General features: G+C 58.9%; 16 protein-coding genes and 1 pseudogene. 8 read left to right on the top strand and 9 right to left on the bottom strand.

Annotated elements, in window-relative coordinates; genetic code table 11:
- Positions 1–589 precede the first annotated feature (589 nt).
- The 3 genes from AC0L2Z_RS08070 to AC0L2Z_RS08060 all read right to left on the bottom strand — a co-directional run bounded on the left by AC0L2Z_RS08070 (position 590) and on the right by AC0L2Z_RS08060 (position 3,339).
- Positions 590–1,813, bottom strand: a complete 1,224-nt coding sequence (locus AC0L2Z_RS08070; protein ID WP_473533771.1) for a class I SAM-dependent methyltransferase — start codon at positions 1,811–1,813, stop codon at positions 590–592.
- Complete coding sequence (locus tag AC0L2Z_RS08065; protein WP_287061278.1) at positions 1,810–3,063, bottom strand: class I SAM-dependent methyltransferase; 1,254 nt, start codon at positions 3,061–3,063, stop codon at positions 1,810–1,812. Before AC0L2Z_RS08065 ends, AC0L2Z_RS08070 begins: the two co-directional genes overlap by 4 nt.
- A gap of 90 nt (positions 3,064–3,153) precedes the next feature.
- The gene (locus tag AC0L2Z_RS08060; RefSeq protein WP_287050109.1) at positions 3,154–3,339 is read right to left on the bottom strand and encodes a hypothetical protein; all 186 of its coding nucleotides are present in this window, start codon (positions 3,337–3,339) and stop codon (positions 3,154–3,156) included.
- Positions 3,340–3,446: 107 nt separating this feature from the next.
- On the opposite strand from AC0L2Z_RS08060, the gene AC0L2Z_RS08055 reads away from it, so the two are divergent.
- Positions 3,447–3,671, top strand: a complete 225-nt coding sequence (locus AC0L2Z_RS08055; protein ID WP_473627445.1) for a PIG-L family deacetylase — start codon at positions 3,447–3,449, stop codon at positions 3,669–3,671.
- Positions 3,562–6,456 (top strand): FG-GAP-like repeat-containing protein, encoded by a 2,895-nt coding sequence (locus AC0L2Z_RS08050; protein WP_473627443.1) that lies wholly within the window; start codon positions 3,562–3,564, stop codon positions 6,454–6,456. The genes AC0L2Z_RS08055 and AC0L2Z_RS08050 overlap by 110 nt, the downstream gene beginning before the upstream one ends.
- A 203-nt stretch (positions 6,457–6,659) precedes the next feature.
- Here AC0L2Z_RS08050 and AC0L2Z_RS08045 read toward each other — a convergent pair whose 3' ends face one another.
- Positions 6,660–8,000, bottom strand: a complete 1,341-nt coding sequence (locus AC0L2Z_RS08045; protein WP_287175395.1) for a nucleotide sugar dehydrogenase — start codon at positions 7,998–8,000, stop codon at positions 6,660–6,662.
- Between the two features lie 325 nt (positions 8,001–8,325).
- Between AC0L2Z_RS08045 and AC0L2Z_RS08040 the strand changes: the two genes are divergently transcribed.
- Both AC0L2Z_RS08040 and AC0L2Z_RS08035 read left to right on the top strand, forming a co-directional pair.
- Positions 8,326–9,288 carry an NAD-dependent epimerase/dehydratase family protein gene (locus AC0L2Z_RS08040; protein WP_128245266.1) on the top strand — a complete coding sequence of 321 codons (963 nt, stop codon included), beginning with the start codon at positions 8,326–8,328 and terminating at the stop codon, positions 9,286–9,288.
- A gap of 23 nt (positions 9,289–9,311) precedes the next feature.
- Positions 9,312–10,601: a glycosyltransferase family 4 protein gene (locus AC0L2Z_RS08035; RefSeq protein ID WP_473627442.1), complete on the top strand. Its 1,290-nt coding sequence runs from the start codon at positions 9,312–9,314 to the stop codon at positions 10,599–10,601.
- A gap of 800 nt (positions 10,602–11,401) precedes the next feature.
- On the opposite strand, the gene AC0L2Z_RS08030 is transcribed toward AC0L2Z_RS08035, so the two are convergent.
- From AC0L2Z_RS08030 to rfbF, 5 genes and pseudogenes are all read right to left on the bottom strand, one after another.
- On the bottom strand, positions 11,402–12,457 hold the full coding sequence (locus AC0L2Z_RS08030; RefSeq protein WP_473530622.1) for an acyltransferase family protein: 1,056 nt from the start codon (positions 12,455–12,457) through the stop codon (positions 11,402–11,404).
- A gap of 167 nt (positions 12,458–12,624) precedes the next feature.
- Positions 12,625–12,870: pseudogene (locus AC0L2Z_RS08025) on the bottom strand (IS630 family transposase); the annotation flags it as partial.
- A 280-nt stretch (positions 12,871–13,150) separates the two neighbouring features.
- Entirely contained in the window at positions 13,151–13,327 is a 177-nt protein-coding gene (locus AC0L2Z_RS08020) for a hypothetical protein (protein ID WP_128245269.1), read from the bottom strand.
- Between the two features lie 25 nt (positions 13,328–13,352).
- On the bottom strand, positions 13,353–14,396 hold the full coding sequence (locus AC0L2Z_RS08015; RefSeq protein ID WP_473627441.1) for an NAD-dependent epimerase/dehydratase family protein: 1,044 nt from the start codon (positions 14,394–14,396) through the stop codon (positions 13,353–13,355).
- Positions 14,332–15,171 carry a glucose-1-phosphate cytidylyltransferase gene (rfbF, locus tag AC0L2Z_RS08010; RefSeq protein WP_077381112.1) on the bottom strand — a complete coding sequence of 280 codons (840 nt, stop codon included), beginning with the start codon at positions 15,169–15,171 and terminating at the stop codon, positions 14,332–14,334. The genes AC0L2Z_RS08015 and rfbF overlap by 65 nt, the downstream gene beginning before the upstream one ends.
- A gap of 89 nt (positions 15,172–15,260) precedes the next feature.
- On the opposite strand from rfbF, the gene AC0L2Z_RS08005 reads away from it, so the two are divergent.
- From AC0L2Z_RS08005 to AC0L2Z_RS07990, 4 genes are all read left to right on the top strand, one after another.
- Positions 15,261–16,085, top strand: coding sequence for a PIG-L deacetylase family protein (locus tag AC0L2Z_RS08005; protein ID WP_128245272.1), 825 nt, complete (start codon positions 15,261–15,263; stop codon positions 16,083–16,085).
- A gap of 548 nt (positions 16,086–16,633) precedes the next feature.
- Positions 16,634–17,245 (top strand): FG-GAP repeat domain-containing protein, encoded by a 612-nt coding sequence (locus AC0L2Z_RS08000; protein ID WP_473627450.1) that lies wholly within the window; start codon positions 16,634–16,636, stop codon positions 17,243–17,245.
- A gap of 155 nt (positions 17,246–17,400) precedes the next feature.
- Positions 17,401–18,153, top strand: coding sequence for an FkbM family methyltransferase (locus AC0L2Z_RS07995; protein WP_473530626.1), 753 nt, complete (start codon positions 17,401–17,403; stop codon positions 18,151–18,153).
- Positions 18,154–18,292: 139 nt separating this feature from the next.
- Positions 18,293–20,377: an oxidoreductase gene (locus AC0L2Z_RS07990; protein WP_473627439.1), complete on the top strand. Its 2,085-nt coding sequence runs from the start codon at positions 18,293–18,295 to the stop codon at positions 20,375–20,377.
- The last annotated feature ends 121 nt before the right edge of the window (positions 20,378–20,498 follow it).

The raw sequence follows: 20,498 nt of genomic DNA, 5'->3' as shown, positions 1-20,498 counted from the left end.
CATGCTTGCTCGTCATTCTATTCCACCACCCCACAAGCACGCATGGCTGAGGATGCTGTGGTTGGCGAGGAAGGATGGCTGCTTCCAGTTCTTATTGGTCATAGGCAGCTCCTCTGGAAATCCTCTTTGTAGCGCAATCAAATTAGGCGGTGTTAAGGCTGATATCCTGACGTTATCGCTGCGGGCGCGTCGCCGGGATTCGAATTCGTTCGAGTGCATCTTGCCAAACCTTACGCCGGAGCGTGGGAACGTAAACGTCCCCAAACGACGTATGTCTTACGCCCCTCCGGGCAGTTTGGTGCAGCCCGATTACCGATGGACCATCCCGCGTCCCACATGCCCATCCGCACAGGCGATCAAGAAGCGGGAGCTACCTCTTTCCGCGCTGGCTGATATTCAAGGGCAAACGAGGTGCCCGCGGCAATCAAAGTGAGAGCGCTCTCTGCCAGATTGTCGGGCTATAACGAGACGAGAAAGTCCGATGACCCTTGGGTGGAATGGCCGTGTTGATCCCGACCGGCACGGTCATTGGAGTATCCCCTGCCAATCCCGTTCTGCGCTTTCGTGCCGCCGCGGTTGAATTGAACTTTCATGCAACCGCAATCTCCGGTGTGAAGCCGAGCTCCGCTACGAGACTGGTGATCTCCTCGCGGTAGAGCGGGTTCATGACGATGATTGATTCGACTGGCTGGCCGCGCAACGCCTCCGGAGCAAGGACCGGAGTGGCGGTTCCTGGGGCAAAGCGACCTTGCTTGTGCGGATTCACGTCGATGATCGCGCGGATCCGATCGGCGCCTGGCACCACGTTGACGAATGTAATGCCCTTCGATCCCCCTCCCCAGACGACGGTCTGCTGGGGATTGCGCCTCGCGATGTAACCACCCAATCGCTCGATCTTGTCGCGATAGGCGCGCTCGAAATCGCGGACGAGCATCTCGATCTCGCGGCTGTCAACGGAAGTAGCGTACTTGGGGGCAGCCGGCCGCGCCTCAATGTAAAGGTATTGCTCGCCGAAAGACGTCCCTGCATCCAGCACTCGAAAGCCAGCTGTCTCGAACGCCGCGTTCAGCGAAGCGGGCGTGAAATAGGAGGCGTGCTCATAAATGAGGTCCCAGATTCCCATATCTCGGAGCGTGTAAAGGACATTCGGGACTTCAAAGAAGAACACCGTCTCCGGTCCGATGCCCGGATGGGCGCGAAGGGCGCGCAGGAATTTCACCGGCTCGGCGATATGTTCGAGAACCTGGCGGCATACCACTAGGTCCGGACGCAAATCCGCGTAGGAATCGCCGAACCAGTCGTTGATAAATCGTACGCCAGGGACCACCTCCCCCCGATTGTCCTCGAAGCTCTTGTCGAAACCGATTCCCTGCGCACCGCTGATCAAGCTTAGCCGCTTCAGGAAATCCCCCTTGCCGCATCCAATATCGACGATCGTCTTCCCGGAGAGCGTGTAGGTCCTGCTCAGGCGCTCGGCCAGCGTTTCAACAAACGCCACGAAACGGGGGGAGAAATGAAGCGAATTCTCGTAGCTTTGCGTATAACCAATGCGATTTTCCTCGAATGAGGCATTGAAGACGTGCGTGCAGCCGAGGCAGAAGGTAGTCGCAAATCTGCCGGTCTGTGCCGCGCGCGCCGATGCCGCGTCCGCACAAAGCGCGTTGCAGAGCAGGGGCAACGCTTCGAATAGCACCGAATTGAGCAGATTTCGCTGACCGCAGACCAAGCAATCGGTTCGAATGGAACCCGCCGACTGCGTCGGTCCATCGGCTTTCAGGCAAGCCATTTGCGCGCGGTCCGCCTGTTTTGTCATATGATTCTCGGCGTTGGGACGGGGAGGATGAATTTTCCGCCGCGTGCACGATACTCGGCCTGTTGATCGAGAATTTCGTCTACGAAATTCCAAGCAAGGAGAAGGACGTAATCGGGTTGCACCTCGAGAAGCGCTTCAGTCGAGCGGATCGGCAGGCGCTGTCCGGGCATATATTTGTTGTGTTTATGGACGTTGCGATCCACGACGAAGTCCACGAGGTCGCACCCGATGCCGACGGTGTTAATCAGCGTTGCTCCCTTGGCTGCCGCTCCATAGGCGGCAATCGTGGCACCCTGCGACTTTAACCGGCGCAAGAGCGTGGAAAGGTCGCGCTTCAGCGCGTCGACCTTGGTGGAGAAATCGCGGAAATAGCCGATTGCATCGATCCCGCGCGAGGCCTCATGGGCAAGTTGTTCCTTTACTGTCGCACCCACGTTCTCGCGCGTTTCCACGTAAAGGCGCAGCGAACCGCCGTGGATTGAAAGGTGCTTGACCTCGTTGAGGTAAAGCCCGTGACGGCGAAACAGCTTGTCCAGTGCAGTAACTGAAAAATAGCAAAGATGCTCGTGATAGATCGTGTCGAACTCACAATGTTCGATCAAAGGTTCGACATAGGGTGCCTCGATAACCGCCACACCGTCATCCTTGAGAAGTCGGGCAATTCCTGCCACAAATCCGTTGGTGTCGGCCACGTGGGCGAGCACGTTATTGGCATGGACAATGTCCGCGCGCATGCCTTGCGCGCGCAGCGTTTCAGCGAGATCGCGGGTGAAGAACGCACAGCGCGTGGGCACGCCGACCCTCTCGGCAGCGGCGGCAGGTCCGTCGGCGGGATCAATTCCGAGCACCCGGATTCCCGCTTCGACGTAGTTCTTCAGCAGATAACCATCATTGCTCGCCAATTCGATGACAAGGCTCTCCGGGCCAAGACCGCGACGGTTGATCAGATCAAGCGCATTCGCACGCGAATGCTTCAAGAGAGCAGGGGAGAAAGAAGAATAATATGGATAAGAATCGGCAAAAAGGATTATCGGATTCACCGTCTCGGTGATCTGGACGAGGCTGCAGTCTTTGCAGAACGCGACGCGCAGCGGAAAAATGGGCTCCGGTTCGCTGATGTCGCTGCTGGTGAGAAGGCGATCGGCCAGTGGCGTTTTACCGAACTCGAGAAACGTCTCAATGCCACTTCCACCGCAAGATCGGCAGGCCCGCTCGGTCACCGACTTCGCATCTAGGCACATCATGTCCATATCGTCCCCCTTAGCCCGGCTCAGTCTGCTTTGGCTAGAACGGGAACGAGACCAGGTGCTCGTCCAGTTCGCAATCGCGGATCAGCTTTTTCACGTGGGCGATGCGCTTGAAGCGCTCCCCTCGAACTCTTCAAGCAAAAGACCAACAGTGCCGAATGCCTCGTGGAGCTGCGCGACGCCGCGTCGGGCCGTCCATTGCGGCTTGAACGCGTGCAGGCTCTCGGTTTCCTCGGCCAGCCGTGTCCCAAATCCTCCCGCGAGGGTACCCACTTTCATAAAAGTCTTCCCCACCAACAAACACAGGCCTCGAACGCCAGTGAGTTCTGTTACCATGGGCGATCGGCGTTCAACAATGCGAGCGAACGGATGATGGAAGCGCACCAATGTGGATTAGGCGGACCTTCAGCACCATGCTTGCTAGTCAATTCCGACTGCGACTTAGGCCGTTTGAGGTAGGCGACTGGTCAGCGTCGGCTGACGTTGTTGTGCCGCATCCGGATGATGAGATGCTGGGTTGCGGTGGCGTTGCGGCCAAAAAGATTGCCTCGGGTGCCCAGGTCCGTTTGTTTTTTGTCACCGATTGCGCCGTCTCCTCACCGCGACCTTAGGCATCCTGAAACCTTGCGGACACGCGAGGCCGGAGCCATAGAAGCAGTGCATCGTCTGGGCGCATCCGAAAGTATTACATTCTTTCGCCTTCCAGGCGGGGCGGCCAATCATCACGTTCATGAGATAACAAATGCGGTCGTGTCGATGTTCAAATTATGGCGGCCGCGGAGCGTTTTCGTGAACTATGCAAAGGATCCGACTTCTGATCATGTCGCCGTCAATGCAGCAGTTCGCGCGGCGCTTCGTGCTTATGGTCGCCCTGTTGCGGTATTAGAGTATCCAGTCTGGATTGGTACCATTGCGTCGTCCACCTTCAATAGCCTCGCCTGTCTTGGCGACGTTATCGGCGTAACGCGGGAAGCGCTGGCGGCGCATGCGCGCAGATGCAGCGCCTGGAGAACCAAGATGAATGGCGGACGCTGTCGGACTTGTCAGGGGGAGATTTCGTCGGGCGGTCGCTGGCCGACTACGAAATGTTCACACGCTGCGAAATCAACATTTAGCATGTTCGGCCGCCTGATCGCGGTCCTGGTGATCGGGTACACCCTCGCAAGTTGCGAGGCCGCTCGGGGACAGGGGCCTCCCGAAGAAATTCTACAGTCGGGTCTTGTTTTTGAACGCAAAGAGATTGCCCCCTATTCAGGAGACGTAAAGCTTGTTGGCGATATAGACGGCGACAGTCGACTAGATTTCGTCCTTGGCGGCTTCCCCGAGGATGCGATGTCTTGGTGGCGGTGGCCCGATCTGGTTCACACCGTAATCGCGAGGCCTCGCGTCGAGTTCACCACCGACGGAGTGCTTGCCGACATCGACGGGGACGGTGATCCCGACATCGTCACGGCCGATGGGCCCGATGCTGTCAATCTCGTCTGGTTCGAGAACCCGCGGCCGAATGGTAACCCGACCCACGGTCCCAGCTGGAATCGTCGGGAAATCGGTGCAGTCGGCAGCTGGGGCAAAGACATCAAGGCGGCTGATTTCGACGAGGACGGCCTCGTTGATATCGTCGTTCGGGCGCCTGGCCAAGTGATGATTTTCTTCCAAGAAAGCCCCAACTCCTGGGCCCGCGTGGGCTTTTTCTTCAACCTTGGCGAAGAGGGAATGGCAATTGGTGATATTGACGGCGATGCTGATGTCGATCTCGTCCTGCACGGAGTATGGGCGTCGAATCCGGGCGCAGCGGCAGCACGCGATGCAGCACTATGGCGCAGCTATGAGCTTGGTCCGTTCAATCCTGCATTCAAGGCGCTCGTCACCGACCTTGACCAGGACGGCCGCGCCGACATTCTGACTTCAAGTTCAGAGCACACTGACGACGTCGCCTGGTTCCAGCCCCTCGCCGGACCGACGGGCCGCTGGATCCGCCATGTCATTCAGCCTTCTGTCGCGGGCGCCCATACGCTGCAGGCCGCCGACATGGACGGAGACGGGGACAACGATGTCGTTGTCGGGCAGATGCATACGACTGAGGAGCGCAAGCTCGCGATTCATTACAATGTCGACGGGCGAGGAACGCGCTGGGCCCGTCAAGTGATCGACGATGTGGGTCTCCACAACGGCGTCGTCGCCGATGTCGACAGGGACGGCGATTTTGACATCTATGGGGCGAACTGGGTGGGCAACCCGCCTGTCAGAGTGTGGATCAATCGGCTGGATCCGCCTGCATCGGTCCGCCTCGACCGCTGGACCTATCATCGTATCACGAACGGGCACGTCCGCTCCTTTGGGGTCGCTTTTTCCGCCATGGATGGTGATGATCTCACTGACATCATCTCGGGTCCGTTCTGGTACCGTCAACCGTCCGAAGCCTGGAACACAGAATGGGAACGGACACCGCTTGCCGAGGGTGTGGACGCGGTCGCAGCCCTGGATCTCGACGGTGACGGGCGCGGGGAGGTCATAGCACAGCGCGGCGAAGGCAGGGCTCTGCACCTGGTGTGGCTCCATGCCGAGGACATTGAAGCGCACCGCTTTGAAGAGCACGAGATCGGAGAGGTTCCCGCCGCCAGTCATGAGCTCGGCTCTCAGGGCCATGCCCTAGCCCAGGTCGTAAAAGGTGGGAAGCCGGAGCTGGCGGTCTCGAGTGGGGGTGGGGTTTTCTATTTTAAGATTCCTGACGATCCAACAGTCGAGCCATGGCCGCGCACCCGCATCTGCGCCGAAGCGTCTGATGAAGGGATCGCATTCGCCGATATCGATGGCGACGGTCTACTTGACCTTGTCGCCACGACCGGCGATGCAAAGACGGCCGCATGGTGGCGCAATCCAGGTGACGGCTCGCCAGACTGGGAGCTTCGGCATGTTGGAAAAGTTCCTGAAATGGTCTATCCCGACCGCGTCGCGGCCGCCGATCTTGATGGCGATGGACGTGCGGACATCGTCGTGACCGAGGAAAATGGCAATGCCGACAGCGCTAAGGCGTATTGGTGGCAAAACCCCGGCGACAGCTCCTCCGACTGGGAGCAACACGAAATCACCTCGCGCGGTTCCCTTAATAGCCTTTCAGTGTCCGATATGACTGGGGACGGCAGGGCGGATCTTATCATGGGCGAGCATCGCGGCGCACTTCGCCTCTCGAGCTGGCATAATCTGGGTGGGGGACGGTTCATCGAGCAGCTGGTCGGCGAAGGGATGGAAAGCCATCTCGGAGCAAGGACGGTCGACCTCGACGGTGACGGGGATCTCGACATTGTGTCGATCGCATGGGACGCATTCGAAGCGATCCATGTCTGGCGGAATGACGCGGTCGGCAAGGATGCTGATGGCGACCAAAAGGCCCGCTGACGGTGGGAGCATCGGCCGGCGCAGCATGAACCGTAGCGAGCTCGGCCGGCTCCACCTGTTTACACGGCTGCGCCGGCGCTCATGCCTCGACGCTCAAGTCCGGGAAAATTGCGCTGCGCTGAATGAATTCATTCGCTCGGCGTGTTAAACTATTCGACGTTGTCGCTAGCAGGTTGACCAAGCCAGTGCGCAAGTCGGGACGCTCATGCCTTTACGACGTTGTCGGTGCGTGACTGACTGCGCGCACAAGCATTTCTGGTATCGAGCACCAGCTTTGCGTGCTTGGTGATGTTGTGCCAATCAATCGCATCATGATCTGTCGAGATGACAACGGCATCATACGATGCCAAACTGCTAGCGCAGATGTCCACAGAGGGGCGACCTGCCAGGTTGGCGTACTCTCTTGTTCCGGGTATCTCCGGTACGTAGGGGTCGTGGTAATCAACGACTGCCCCGCGTCGCTCCATGATGTCGATCAGCTTCAACGATGGGCTTTCTCGTGTGTCACCCACGTTTTTCTTGTAGGACATCCCGATCACCAAGATCCGCGAACCGCTCAGGCCGCGGCTCGCTCGCCGGTCCAAGGCCTCCACAAGGCGGTCAACCACATAATGCGGCATGTTCGTGTTGATTTCACCGGCAAGCTCAATGAAGCGTGTTGTTACTTCGTACTCTCTTGCCTTCCAAGTCAGGTAGAATGGGTCGATCGGGATGCAGTGCCCGCCGAGGCCGGGGCCTGGATAAAACGCCATATATCCGAACGGCTTGGTCTTGGCGGCTTCGATGACCTCCCAGACGTCGATGCCCATCCTGTCAAAAATCACCTTTAGCTCATTGACCAACGCAATGTTCACAGAGCGGAATATGTTCTCGGTCAGCTTCACAGCCTCTGCCGTTGCGGTGGAGGCAACGGGAACGGTTTGCACGATGATCTGATCATACAGTTCCTTTGCAACTTGTAGGGACGATGGATCGTCGGCGCCTATCACCTTTGCAACTGTGGCGGTGGTGTGTACGTCGTTGCCTGGGTCCACCCGTTCGGGCGAATAGGCGAGGAAAAAGTCCTTTCCCAGAGAAAGATTCGTCGCCTCGAGCAACGGCTGCACGACCTCCCGCGTCGTTCCTGGCCAGGTCGTCGACTCCAGAACGACAAGTTGACCAGGGCGCAGCCGCTCCGCGATCGCACGTGCGCTGTTTTCGACGAACGACAGGTTCGGCTCCCGGTTTTTGGTAAGCGGCGTTGGCACCGCTATCAAGATCGCGTCAGGTTCGCTTAGGTCGGCGAAATCGCTGGTGGCGCGAAACCGCTTGCTGTCGACAGCCACTTTGATGGCAGCACCAGGCAAATGATCTATGCCTGTTTCTCCGCGGTTAAGAAGTGCAACCCGAGACGCGTCGATGTCGAAACCGATGACTTTGAACCCCGCGTCCAGCGAGATCATGGCGAGCGGCAGGCCAACGTAGCCAAGGCCCATGATGCCAATGGTATAGTCCCGCGTTCGGATGCGGTTAACCAGTTCCTGAAGATCTGGAGCAGTTTGCATGAGATGCTGGCAACTTTCGCTTCAATGTCGACAATAAAGGATCGCCTCAATTACCGCGGGGAAGCAGTTCACAGCAATCAGCAAAATGTATGTGCTTAGCCAGCCCCAGAGCTGAAAATAGCATGGATTGCACCATTGGGAGAACAGCCGAAATGCTTACCCCAAGCCACGTTGTCAAATAAACCTGGCGCTGCCACATTTAACTTTCAAGCGACGTCCTAAAGGATCTAGGAGCCACCTTCGCTCGCGAGATCGAAGATGTCGCGTTTGGCGAAGGGACGCACACTGCGTCAGACGATTAAACTGTTCGGTTGAGGTGGGGAATATGATGCAATCGATCCTGGTAACTGGTGGAGCGGGCAATATCGGCAGCGCCCTCACTCGCGCGTTGGTCAAGCTACCTCAGACCCAGGTGGTCGTCGCTGACAACCTGTCGACCGGAAGTCGAGACAAGGTACAAATAGACGCGGGCAATCTGACCGTAGTAAAGGCGGATGCGAACGATTTCGACGACATCTCGTCGTTGTTCTACCGTTTCCATTTCACCCACGTCTTCCACTTCGCAGCCGTGGTCGGTGTGCAGCGGACTTTGGCAAATCCGTTGCTCGTGCTGCGCGACATCACCGGTATCGAGAACGTGCTGAGGCTATGCAAGAACACCGGCGCCGAGCGTGTCTACTTCGCTTCGTCATCGGAGGTATATGGCGAGCCTTTCGAGATTCCTCAAAACGAGAGCACCACGCCGCTTAACTCTCGTCTGCCATATGCAGTGGTGAAGAATCTTGGAGAGGTCTATCTGCGCACTTTTCAGCGTGAGTTTGGACTGCCATTTACCATTTTTCGCTTCTTCAACACCTACGGACCACGTCAGAGCGAGGATTTCGTTCTGCCGCGATTTGTGCGTGCCGCCCAGCGCGGCGAGCCCCTGACGATTTACGGGGACGGTTCGCAGACCCGCACCTTCTGCTATGTCGACGACACGGTTGACGCTTGCATCGCGGTTCATCGAACGCGCGCGCACGAGAACGAAGTGATCAACGTGGGCAGCGACGTGGAAATGAGCATTCGACAGCTGGCCGAGTTTGTCATCGAAGTGCTGGGCTCGTCATCGAAGTTGGAATTCCGACCGCCCCTTGCGGAGGGCGACATGACGCGCCGCTGTCCTGACACGAACAAGATGAAGGCCATATTGAACCGTCCCCTGGTGCCGCTCGAAGAGGGCATTCGCCGCCTCGCCGACCACCTCTCCCGACCCGAAGACCGCCCTGCACTTAGAAGAGTCGCCTGAACGAGCTGACGGTGGGGAGTGACATGAAGCTCGTATACGTCGGTCAGCCGTACGATAGACTTTTTCCGCCTGTTCAAAACTCAATCGGTCTGATCGTCTACAATACGGCGCTGCGGCTCGGCGAAGGCCTGCAGATTACGCTCTATGGCAAGCATTATCGAGACGATACGGTGCCCGCGGACCTGCCGTTCGCGGTGCGGCGGGCTGCGGCGCGGCGCGACCGCGCGCTGCAGCGGATCATCCACCAGTTTCCGCGCCTGGCGCGCTGGCTGCGGCTGGATCGGAAGGCCGATGACCACTCGCAATATCGTAACAAGGTTCGTCACTACCTCGCCGTCGATCAACCAGATATCGTCCATTTGATGAATTACTGGGCATGGTGCCGGGAACTGAAAGCAGCCAGCTCATCTCATCGGCTCGTGCTTGAGATGCAGTGTGAGTGGCTGTCACAGCGTGACCGCGATCAGGTGGCCCGTCAGCTCAAGGTGGTGGATGCTGTGGTCGCCGTCAGCGACCACATCGCAAGCACCTTTCGTTCTGCATTCCCGGACTATCCTGGCGTCGTTGCCACTGTCGGTAATGGCGTGGACGTTTCTTACTTTCGGCCGAGCGAGCAGCGGGCTTCCGCATCCACCAGAACCCGACATGTCATCCTGTTCGTTGGGCGGGTGTCGCCAGAGAAGGGGCTACACACACTGATCGAGGCCTTCAGTGAGGTTGCGACCAGGTTCGCGGACGTGGAACTTCGGATCGCAGGGCCGCATTCTCCGCTCCCGGCGGACTTCCTGACCAGCCTCTCGTCGGATCCGCGGGTTACCGCGTTGAGCCGTTTCTACGATCGCTGGGGCAATTGCAAATATCGGGAACACTTAGAAGAACTTATCGAGAGCCACGGGTTACGTGATCGAGTTCACTTCGTGGGCAACGTGCCCCACAAGGACCTCGTAGCGACGTACCATGAGGCCAACATTGTGGTGAATCCGTCACTCAGCGAGAGCTTCGGAATATCGGTCGTGGAGGGCATGGCCTGCGGGATACCGGTGGTTGGAACGCGCGTGGGCGGGATGTGTGAATCCATTCTAGCTGGCAGCACCGGGATGCTGGTCGAAGTCGATGCTCCTGGCGAACTCGCCCAGGCATTGATCACGATGCTGGAGGATACCGTCCGGGCAAGCGAAATGGGAAACGAGGGGCGCAAGCGTGCCGTCGAGCTGTATTCGTGGGAGGCGCGCGCAGAACGGCTCAAGTCCGTCTATCAGAAACTGCGCCCAGGCACGCCGGTCCATGTTTCCACAAAGATCGTGAGCCATTGAGCCTTAGCGGTGGGCGGCGATCGCCAAGTGCCTCGCAGCTTGTAGGCCGATGTGATGCTCATGCGGCGACCCTCAGTGTAGCGCTCAACCCCGTGAGCGTATCGGTCTACGGCCAACCCATGTCGGATTGAAATAGGCCCGTCAGGCCCCGCCGTTCTCTTCCGTAACGGGCGTCAGGGGCACCCAGCCCAAAGGGCGGAGAGAGGCCGAGTGAACCTGGCTGTAACGCTCCGCAATCTGTTCTCCAAATCGCAACGCATTGCTGGTGGCGAGGCGGGTGGCCTCAGGATCGTAACGAGAGGCGGCGACCCAGATTTTGCGCGGGGCGCCTACGAGCCGCCGGTCCAGCAGCTACTTGCATCGAACCTGAACGCAGGTGACGTTGTCTACGACATCGATTGCGGCGCGCCCGCGTGGGGGGCGGCAGGGCGCGCCTACGCATCTGAACCGGTGCGCAAAGCGCTGCCGCGATTGAGCAGAGCGCTCGGCCCAACAGGTCGACACCATCTGCGTGTTCGCCGAAGCGGTCGGTCCTAAGTGCGCACCGCCCACAGGTGATCTATGAACTCGACGACGCCAGGCGCGAGGGGCTTCAGCTGAAGGTCCCGGGCGATCGCGTCGTTTATGGCATCGATGGACTATGAGTAACCATTCTGCCCGCCTCCTACGCCAATGGGAACCGGCACGTCGAGCATGTGATGGCGGTCCGGCGAGCGAAACCGCGTCTATCCGACGGGCGGAGCCGTCGCCTTCGACCGAGGTCGTCTTCAAACATGGGCACCGGCCCAACGACAGCCGAACTATGCAGTGCGGAGGATCGGCAGCCGCATATGGATCGCGCGTTTCTCAACAAGATGCCAGCTGAGAAAGCCCGCGCAGACTGCTATAGGCAAGGTCAAGATCGTTAGCTGCGTAGGCGTGATTGCCGGAACATACATGATCAGTAGCTTCTGAATCGGCCATGCGTAGAGATACACGCCGTACGATATATCATTCCTTCGGTTAATCGAATTTAAGACGCTGTTCTCGTTTAGAAACGCCAAATACAGGACCAGATAACCTCCAAACACGCCCACTGCGAGGGGCGCTAGCCGTTCCGAGCACATCCCGCCTATGAGAAGGAAACAGCACAAAAGCGCTACCCGATTGCTCCTCCTCACATTCTCCTTGAGCAGCTGAAACAACGCCCCAATGGAAAATATCATCGTAAAACGTACGGCATCGTCCACGTTACCGATGGGCTCAAAGTTTCCAAGGTCGTAGCGAAAGTAAACACCCTGCGAAATGGAACTAACAAGGATTATGGCCAGTGACATTGACATGATCGAAAAGACAAGCGTAACGCGACCGAGACAGAATACCACAATTGCCACAAGCACATAACAGCGAAACTCGTATGCAATAGTCCATAGTGATCCATTAACATCTGGTGCATGGGACCCGGCAAACGCCGATCCTACCTGCGCCGGATTCAGCAAGAGCGCCATTTTGGAAAGCTTAGCCGCCCACTGGCTCGGAGATAGTTCATCAAAGTCACCGCCTCCCAGCCAGAATACCAGACTAATGCTGATCAAGTATGCCACAACAAATCCAGGAACTATACGAAGTACACGTCTGGACATGAAGGCGTAGATGCTGCTTCGCATCGCGCTGTCGAGCACGAGGAATCCACTAATGAAGAAAAATCCGTAAACAGCTACCTGGCCGGAGGTCAATGTACCGAAGATGTTCTTCAGCACCTCGCGATTCGAGTTCCCATCTATAAGTTCCGGCGAGTGGGATATAATAACAAGCGACGCAAAGAATAGCCGGAAGAAGCTCAGAGTGTTGGGCCTTCGTAAGTCGAAATCACTCATTTGATAGCCTTCGAGAAGTGATCTCTTGCGTCGGGCATTGCGATCTCAGCAAGGAGACCAGTTTTTGGGCAGAGCGCGTCAAAGTGAGCTTAGAGGCCGCCGATGGGCATTGTAAGTTCGTCCTTTGAGAGCCGAATTCATCCTTTCGAAGGTACGTGCCTCACGACCTAGTGGATTGATTCCAACGTTTGGAACCTGCGGTTTCGGGCGGCGATGATGTCATCGGGGTTGGCTTTCCAGATGAATGGTCGCGGGTTCTCGGCATTGTATTCGCGGATGAAGCGGTTAATGGCGGCCTGAAGATCGACAACGGAATGGAAGACGCCGTGCTTGAGCCTGCGCCGGGTGGGTCTGGCGAAGAAGCCCTCGACGGCGTTGAGCCAAGAGCAGGATGTTGGGGTGAAATGGACGCGGCGGCGCAGCATCTTCGCTGCCATCTGACGCAGACGACTGCAAGACTTCTTTCCGTTCCGACAAAGGATCAATTCGCAACACATGCTGGTGGCGAGGCGATGGCGTCGGGATCGTAACGCGACGCGGCGACCGGATTTTGCGCGACGCATCCAGAAAACCGGCGAAAGCCGGCGTATGGCTGGTCGGAGTTCGAGACCCTGACGGCGCGCGGGTCGGGAAGAGCCGGCTTCGGGAAAGCCGCACGCCCGGATCTCTGACGGCGAAAGCCGAATTGCTGACCTACTCGACCACGACCACACTGAGCGGAAAGACAGGCTCGTCCTCGCCGTCGTCGACCTTGAGGGAAAGCCGATCGGCAAAGGGCGTCGTGCCGAGCTTCAGGAAAGTGTCGATGTGACTTCCGCCGCAGGAGCGGCAAACCTGCTCGGTTACAGAGGCTGCACCAGCAATCATCATGGCCATGGCTCCCGGCTGTGTTTGTTCAAACCGCTACCGCTAATTGCGGCGTGCGACGCAGATCGGTATCCAGTTCACCATCTTGGATCAGCTTCTGCACATGGGCGATGCGCTTGAACCGCTCGCCCTCGAAATCCCCAAGTGCAAGGCCTTCCGCTCGAAATGTGTGATAGAGCTGTTCGATACCGCGCCGCGCTGTCCATTGCGGCTTAAACCCGTGCAGGCGGCGACCAATATAGGTGCAGTCGACGCGATAGCACCGTCTGTCAGGCCCGGCGTCGGGCGCGAACTTCACCCGGCTATCGGGAACGATCCTTTGCACCAACTCCGCGATCTCTCGAATCTGATAGTTTTCCGTGGTCAAGCCGACATTGAATGCCTCGTTGTGGACCAGCTCTCGCTCGGCTTCGAGTACCGCGATATAGGCCAGCGCGATGTCCTCCACGTGGACGATCGGCCGCCATGGCGAGCCGTCGCTCTTGAGGTAGACCAGGCCGGTCGTGTAGGCCCAGGCGGTCAGGTTGTTGACCACGAGATCGAAGCGGATGCGAGGCGACAGGCCGTATGCAGTCGACGCACGCAGGAACGTCGGGCTGAACGATTGATCCGCCATCGGGGCGACCGCTCGCTCCACATTCGCCTTCGAGGCGCCGTAAGGCGTAACCGGGTTGAAGGGAGCATCTTCAGTTAGAAAGCTGTCGCCGGCCGCGCCGTAATTGCTGCAAGAGGAAGCATACAGGAACCGCTGGACGCCGGCGGCCTTGGCGAGTTGCGCGAGCCTGACCGAAGCGCCGCAGTTGATTTCCTCGGTAAGCAGGGGTCGGTAGTCCCCCAACGGATCGTTTGACAGTCCGGCGAGATGGATGATCGCGTCGAAGCCGGCGACGTCGTCGATTTCAATGTCGCGGATGTCTTTCTCGATCGTCGGCACTTCGGCCAACGTTCCTACGAAAGTGCATGACCGGAAGATGTCGCTGTCCAGGCCCGTGACGTCATGGCCGCGTTCAAGCAGCATCGGAGTCAGGACGGAACCGATGTAACCGAGGTGGCCTGTAACCAGAACTTTCATCGATCAATTCCCATGTTTTCCAGGGCGCTTGCCCGCTGTCCCACAATTTCTGAAGGAGATGCTTTTCGCGGATGGTGTCCATGCATTGCCAGAAGGATTCGTGGCGATATGCCATCAGTTGGCCGTCAGTCGCGAGCCGCTGCATTGGCGCGTGTTCGAACATGACATCGTCGCCGTCGATATAGTCCTTTATACCCGGCTCGAGCACGAAGAAGGCGCCATTGATCCATCCCTCCGAGGCCTGTGGCTTTTCCGTGAAGTCGACAACGCGATGGCCATCGAATTCGATGTGCCCGTAGCGCGCTGGCGGACGCACCGCCGTCATCGTTGCAAGCTTGCCATGCGATTTGTGAAAGGCGATCAGTTTATCAAGGTTGACGTCCGAAACGCCATCTCCCCAAGTGAGCATGAATGTCTCGTCGCCCATCCAGTCGATCAGGCGTTTTATGCGGCCGCCCGTCAGCGTATTCAGTCCCGTCTCCACAAGATCGACGGACCAGTCAGGCAGCGAGTTCGAGTGGCGCTTGACGCTTCCCGATGCAGCATTGACAGTCAAGCTGCCATCGAATGCGACATAGTCGCTGAACCAGCGTTTGATGTATTCGCCTTTGTACCCCAACGCGACGGCGAACTCGCGGTGGCCGTAGGCATAGTAATGCATCATAATATGCCAAAGGATCGGCTTTGCTCCGATTTCGACCATTGGTTTCGGCCGGATCTCGGTTTCTTCCGCTAGCCGCGTTCCCAGTCCGCCAGCAAGAATTCCTACCTTCATTGTTTTCTCACCCCAATCGCCTACAGTGTTTTGCTACCATGCGCAGGTCGGGTTGAACCACACCGAAGAAGGGATGATCGGAAGCATCGATGCATGACGTCAGGCATACGATTGGCGCTATGCTCGATAGAGCGATGCGTAACCGGTCTCATCCTTTCGATGTAGCAGACTGGCAGGCGTCGGCGGTCATCATTGCACCCCATCCCGATGATGAAACGCTGGGATGTGGAGGGGTTGCCAGCAAGAAGTTTAGCTCGGGCGCCGATGTCCGGTTTATTTTTGTCACCGACGGTTCGGCATCCCATGCAAATCGGGTTGACAGGGAGGCGCTGCGGATCGCCCGCGAGGACGAAGCGATCGAGGCGGTTTGCCGGTTGGGAGGGTCGGCCGATCGGGTGAGATTCCTGCGTGTTCCCGACGGCACGGCAAAGCATCACATCGGCAAGATCGCAGAGGCGATCGCTGAGTTGCTTTTCGTTTGGCAACCGCAGAGCGTGTTCGTCACCCATGCAAAAGAGCCGCCCGCGGACCATGTTGCCACCAATCTTGGCGCCCGAGGCGCGCTGCAACTGTATGGCCGGCGCGTGACCGTGTTCGAATATCCCGTCTGGTACTGGTATCAGTGGCCCTGGGTTCGTCTGCACGATCGAGTGCTTGGATTCAATCGCACCGCATTGCGGCAGACGGTCCGGACCCTTGCCGGCTTGCGCGGCGTTAAGATGTTCAACTCCCACGCTTTTATCGGCGACGTGATAGATGCAAAACGTCACGCGCTGGCAGCTCACCGGTCCCAGATGGAGCGGCCAGCGGGACTCGACGACTGGCCTATCCTGGCGGATGTAGGTGGGGGCGATTTTCTGAATCGGCTGCTGAGCGAGCACGAGATATTCACGCGATACGAGCTTAATGCGTGAACATAGGCGGCCTGAAGCGTCTCGGGAGGAAGTCGGCGGGGCGGCCATGACCTCTTCGGGGTTCGAGCCAAAGCTGCGGTGCGGCTTCGATCCCTCTGCGACTTTACTTGCCGCCCGTTTTGGATGAACCGCCGTCCCATCCAAGACGGAGCCTCGGGTCCGTTCTGGTATCGCCGGCCGGCCGATCCCTGGCAAGGTGAATGGGAACAGGCCGGCTCGGCGAGGGAGTGGATGCGATCGCGGCAATCGATGTTGACGACGACGGACGCGGGGAAGTGATCGCCCAGCGCGGCGGGGGCGAGACACTGAACCTGGCGTGGCTTCAGGCGCAGCAGGCGTCAGCGCGGGGCTTTGAGGAACATGAGATCGGCGAGGTTCCCGCCGCCAGCCACGATCTCGGGGCAGGGCCATGCACCGTCGCAGATCGTCGAAGGGGGCCGGCCGAGCTTGCGGTCGCAAGCGGTCTCGGAGTGTTCTACTTTCCCATCCCGGCGACACGGCGGCGGGGGGCCGCTAACCCGCATTTGCCCTGAGGCCTCTGACGAGGGATCGCGTTCGCCTATATCGACGGCGACATCCTGCTTGACCTTGCGGCCACTACCCGCAACGCAAAGGAGATCGCATGGTGGGGCAATCCGGGGGATGGCTCTGCCGACTGGCAGCGCCGCGACGTCGCCAATGTCCCCAACATGGTCTATCCGGACCGCGTGGCGGTCGCCGATCTGGACGGCGAGGGACGAACCGACATCGTCGTGAGTGAAGAAAACGGGCAGGCCGACCACGCAAAGGCCTATTGGTGGCGCAATCCCGGCGACATCAAGCAAAACTGGGAGCAGCAGGAGATCACCTCGCGCGGCTCGCTCAACAGTCTTTCGGTGGCCGATATGAATGACGATGGCCGGCCGGACCTCGTCATGGGCGAGCACCGCGGCGCCCTGCGCCTTTCGCTCTGGCGCAATCTGGGAGGCGGGCGGTTCATCGAGCAATTGGTCGGCGAGGGCGTCGAGAGTCATCTCGGCGCCCGCACGGTCGACCTCGACGGCGACGGCGATCGTGAGATCGTTTCGAAGGGGTGGGATGCTCCCCAGGCCATCCATGTCTCGCGCAACGATGCCACCGTTCCATCGGACCGGGAGGCCGGGCAGGTACCCCCAAGATGAGATATGGCCCACAATCGGAGTAGCGATCAGTCGGAGGAGGTAGGAGCCGGCCAACCGGTTGTCGGGCTCGATCCCGGGCGCGCAATCTGTCACCTTCGCGGCGAGCGGCACGGGCTGGCCCCGTCCCCGAGGCGTCGAAGAATGGGAAAGAGCGCGTGACATTGACGGCAAGGTTCCTCAGCGTGTTCAGCGACGCGCGCGTCATAGCCAAGGGAGAGGCCGCCGGTCTCAAACTGGTGGCGAAGAGCGCCGACCCGAACTTTGTTCGCGGCACCTACGAGCCGCCCATCCAACAGGCGATCGCGGCAAACCTGGCGCCTGGGGACGCCTTTTTCGACATCGGCGCGAATATAGGTTTCTTCAGCCTCATCGCCGCGCGCCGCGTCGGGCCGCGCGGTCAAGTCTATGCGTTCGAACCTGTTCCCCGCAATGCCGCAGCTGTCGCAGAGAGTGCACGGCTTAGCGGGTTCGACACAATACGGGTGTTCGCCGAAGCTGCGGGCGCCACATCCGGCCGTGGCCAGCTTCTGCTCGCCCATCACATCGGCGGCGCCGCGCTTGCCTCGGCGGGAGCACCGCCGGACATCAGCGGCCGCCTGGAGGTCAGCATAGTCGCCGTCGACGATGCCATCGCCCAGCGAGGCCTCAGGCCGCCCTCGCTGGTCAAGATCGACGTGGAAGGCGCCGAAATTGACGTCCTGGGCGGTATGACGGAAACACTGCGGCGACACCGTCCGAAGGTGATTTATGAGGTAGACGATGCAACGCGCGAGGGGCTCGACCGCAAGGCCCGACAGATCGCGGAACTCCTGACTGCTGCAGGCTACGCATTAAAACCGCTGCCAGCCTCCTATGGCAATGGGGAATGGCGGGTCGAACACGTCTTGGCGCGGCCGGTGGGCGCTTAAGAACTATCTTCGCGGGCGTCATGCGAGACAGCAAGCCTGATCAATGGGACAAGCGAGGCAGTGCGCGACTTCTGCCCAGGACTGCGAAACGTCATTGATGCCTTGAAGAATCTCGTACGACGACGTGAGGAGGGTCTTGTTGTTGCACCGTCATGACTGGGTAGAAACTGCTGAAGAGGCTGGGTCCGGCGTTGCCCGGCCGGAGGTTCTTGTCGCAGACGATTTTCAAGATAAACGCGCCCGCGGTGCGGTAATTGGCACCTTGGCAGTCAAGGGAGGTGTCAGGCGAGGACGTGACATCGAACGCCAGATCGCGATCGATCACGGCGCACTTCGTTTCCAGCCGCTCGTCAGGCCAGGTTGGGGCCGGCAAGGGATCTCCTATGGTCCCTTTCAGCGAGAGGCTGGTCTGGTGCTATTGGTCTCGATCACCAACGGCCACAACACATCGCAGGGATCGCCATTGCCTGATGACCTCGCCAGGCGGCTCTACCGTTGGTTGCGAGGACCCGGCATTGACCCATGGCCCGGCCGACTGGTTGCCCTGATACGTGCGCCACGAAAGAGGCTCACCCTTCGCCGTTTTTGGTGGTGGACGCTTAGCACCTCCAGAACCTACCGGGGATCGAACATCGACGAGAACCTGGCTGTCGGCTGGTTCCCCAGTGAGGCGCCGATTAATCCCGTGGAAGAGGGCTGCGGCTTTGTCGTGCATGCCGCAGAAGGCGAAAACGGCGAGCTGTGGGCTCGTGTAGGAAAGCAATGCCTGAGTGCGTTTCGGCGCCTAAAGAATGTTCATGTCTATTATGTCGTGGCGTTGCGAGAGCAGGGCGCTGTCTATTATGCGGCCGCCGACCAAAAAGCCCACGGTCTTGCCGCTTTTCCGATGATGCGTCCGATCGCGATCGATCCTTTCAACAAGGACGAAAAGCTGTTTGCGGGTGTTCATTCTTCGGCACTTGGCCAGATCGGTTTTCGGGTCGACACACGCGTCCAAGCGGTCCAAGTCGGGCGGATACCTCAATTTTCGACGCTGTTTGGCACCGCCCACGCCGCCGATGCACTCGTCGAAGGCTGGCCGGGGCAAATCGCTGCAATCGGGGGGCGGTGGCATTTTTCGCAGGACGCTGGCGATAACCTATCCGTCGTCGATCCTGGTCGCCCTTCAGGATTGATCCACGGGCTGCTGGCAATTGGCGCCGTCTCGGATGTGTGTGGTCTTGTTTGTCGGTTTCGGGACAACGACAATTTCTGGGTGCTGAAACTGTCGACGCTCGGATGGACCTTGGTGCGCAAGCAATCGGGCAAAGAGATTACGATCGCGACCGGTACGGAACACGCTTTGCGCAGCTGTTCTACCCATTCGGTCCAGATTCTTGACTGGAACGGTCAGGTGAGCTGCTTTCTTGACGGGGTTCGCCTTTTCGAAGCGTCTGTCAATGCCGATTCGGTCGAGAACGCTACCGGAGTAGGTATATGGAAAAGCTTCGATAGCGAGCCGCGCTGGCATAATTTCGAGGCTCATCCTTGCGAAGTTCCCATCCCATTTATGGCGCCTCTGGGGGCACCTTGGAACCAACTCGGAGCAACCCTGTCCTATGCCGACGGTTTTACCGGTACTGCCGGCGAACTAGATCGCCGCACGTCGGAGCTGGGCGACGGGCAATGGGCCAGAACACTGGGCACCGGTGTCATTGACGTTGATGGGCTGGGCAGCGCGCGTGTGCGCGCGAGCGTAGACAGACCGAACCCAGGTCGAACATTTTATTCGCTGCCATGGGACCTACCGGGATTCGCCGATCTCGAGGCCACAATCGAGCCTCCTGGGGAGCGCCGAGGACAAGATCAGCGCGGCCGGGCAGGACTGCTTTTCTGGCAAGACAGCGACAACTACGTTTGTGTCACGACTTGGCTCGACGACGTCTACCAGGGTGCATCGATTTCGGTGTTCATCAAGCGGCTCGGCTTTGAGGAACTTTATGACGCGGTTTGGACAAATGTGGCGGACAAGGTCGTTTGGGGAAAACCTTTTCGCATGCGCGTTGCGTTCGACGGAAATCGGTTTGCAATCTTGATCGACGACGAACTGGTGATGCAGCGAAGCCTCACCGATATCTATCCCGACGATGCCGCCCTTCAAATTTTGCGGGTCGGACTCGCCGTCAACTGGGAGTGGGGAGATGACACGGGCTCGGTGTTCACGTCGTTCAAGGCCCGGCGCTGAGCGAAAGAGCGGTTTCGCTTTCCAAGCCATGAACGGTTGGATGACGACGGCCTCATCGTACAGGTCCCGGGTCGACTGGGCTATTTTTTCCCCCGAATAGAGATCGGCGACCCGCGCGGCT

Source organism: Mesorhizobium sp. WSM4850 (assembly GCF_055811735.1).
Note: the sequence above shows the minus strand (reverse complement) of the source record. Positions and strands in the feature narration are given on the sequence as shown.

What these genes read in the sequence shown, in the direction of transcription:
- AC0L2Z_RS08070 (WP_473533771.1), bottom strand. Translation starts at nt 1,813, where the DNA reads ATGACAAAACAGGCGGACCGCGCGCAAATGGCTTGCCTGAAAGCCGAT.
- AC0L2Z_RS08065 (WP_287061278.1), bottom strand. Translation starts at nt 3,063, where the DNA reads ATGGACATGATGTGCCTAGATGCGAAGTCGGTGACCGAGCGGGCCTGC.
- AC0L2Z_RS08060 (WP_287050109.1), bottom strand. Translation starts at nt 3,339, where the DNA reads ATGAAAGTGGGTACCCTCGCGGGAGGATTTGGGACACGGCTGGCCGAG.
- AC0L2Z_RS08055 (WP_473627445.1), top strand. Translation starts at nt 3,447, where the DNA reads ATGTGGATTAGGCGGACCTTCAGCACCATGCTTGCTAGTCAATTCCGA.
- AC0L2Z_RS08050 (WP_473627443.1), top strand. Translation starts at nt 3,562, where the DNA reads ATGATGAGATGCTGGGTTGCGGTGGCGTTGCGGCCAAAAAGATTGCCT.
- AC0L2Z_RS08045 (WP_287175395.1), bottom strand. Translation starts at nt 8,000, where the DNA reads ATGCAAACTGCTCCAGATCTTCAGGAACTGGTTAACCGCATCCGAACG.
- AC0L2Z_RS08040 (WP_128245266.1), top strand. Translation starts at nt 8,326, where the DNA reads ATGATGCAATCGATCCTGGTAACTGGTGGAGCGGGCAATATCGGCAGC.
- AC0L2Z_RS08035 (WP_473627442.1), top strand. Translation starts at nt 9,312, where the DNA reads ATGAAGCTCGTATACGTCGGTCAGCCGTACGATAGACTTTTTCCGCCT.
- AC0L2Z_RS08030 (WP_473530622.1), bottom strand. Translation starts at nt 12,457, where the DNA reads ATGAGTGATTTCGACTTACGAAGGCCCAACACTCTGAGCTTCTTCCGG.
- AC0L2Z_RS08020 (WP_128245269.1), bottom strand. Translation starts at nt 13,327, where the DNA reads ATGATGATTGCTGGTGCAGCCTCTGTAACCGAGCAGGTTTGCCGCTCC.
- AC0L2Z_RS08015 (WP_473627441.1), bottom strand. Translation starts at nt 14,396, where the DNA reads ATGAAAGTTCTGGTTACAGGCCACCTCGGTTACATCGGTTCCGTCCTG.
- rfbF (WP_077381112.1), bottom strand. Translation starts at nt 15,171, where the DNA reads ATGAAGGTAGGAATTCTTGCTGGCGGACTGGGAACGCGGCTAGCGGAA.
- AC0L2Z_RS08005 (WP_128245272.1), top strand. Translation starts at nt 15,261, where the DNA reads ATGCATGACGTCAGGCATACGATTGGCGCTATGCTCGATAGAGCGATG.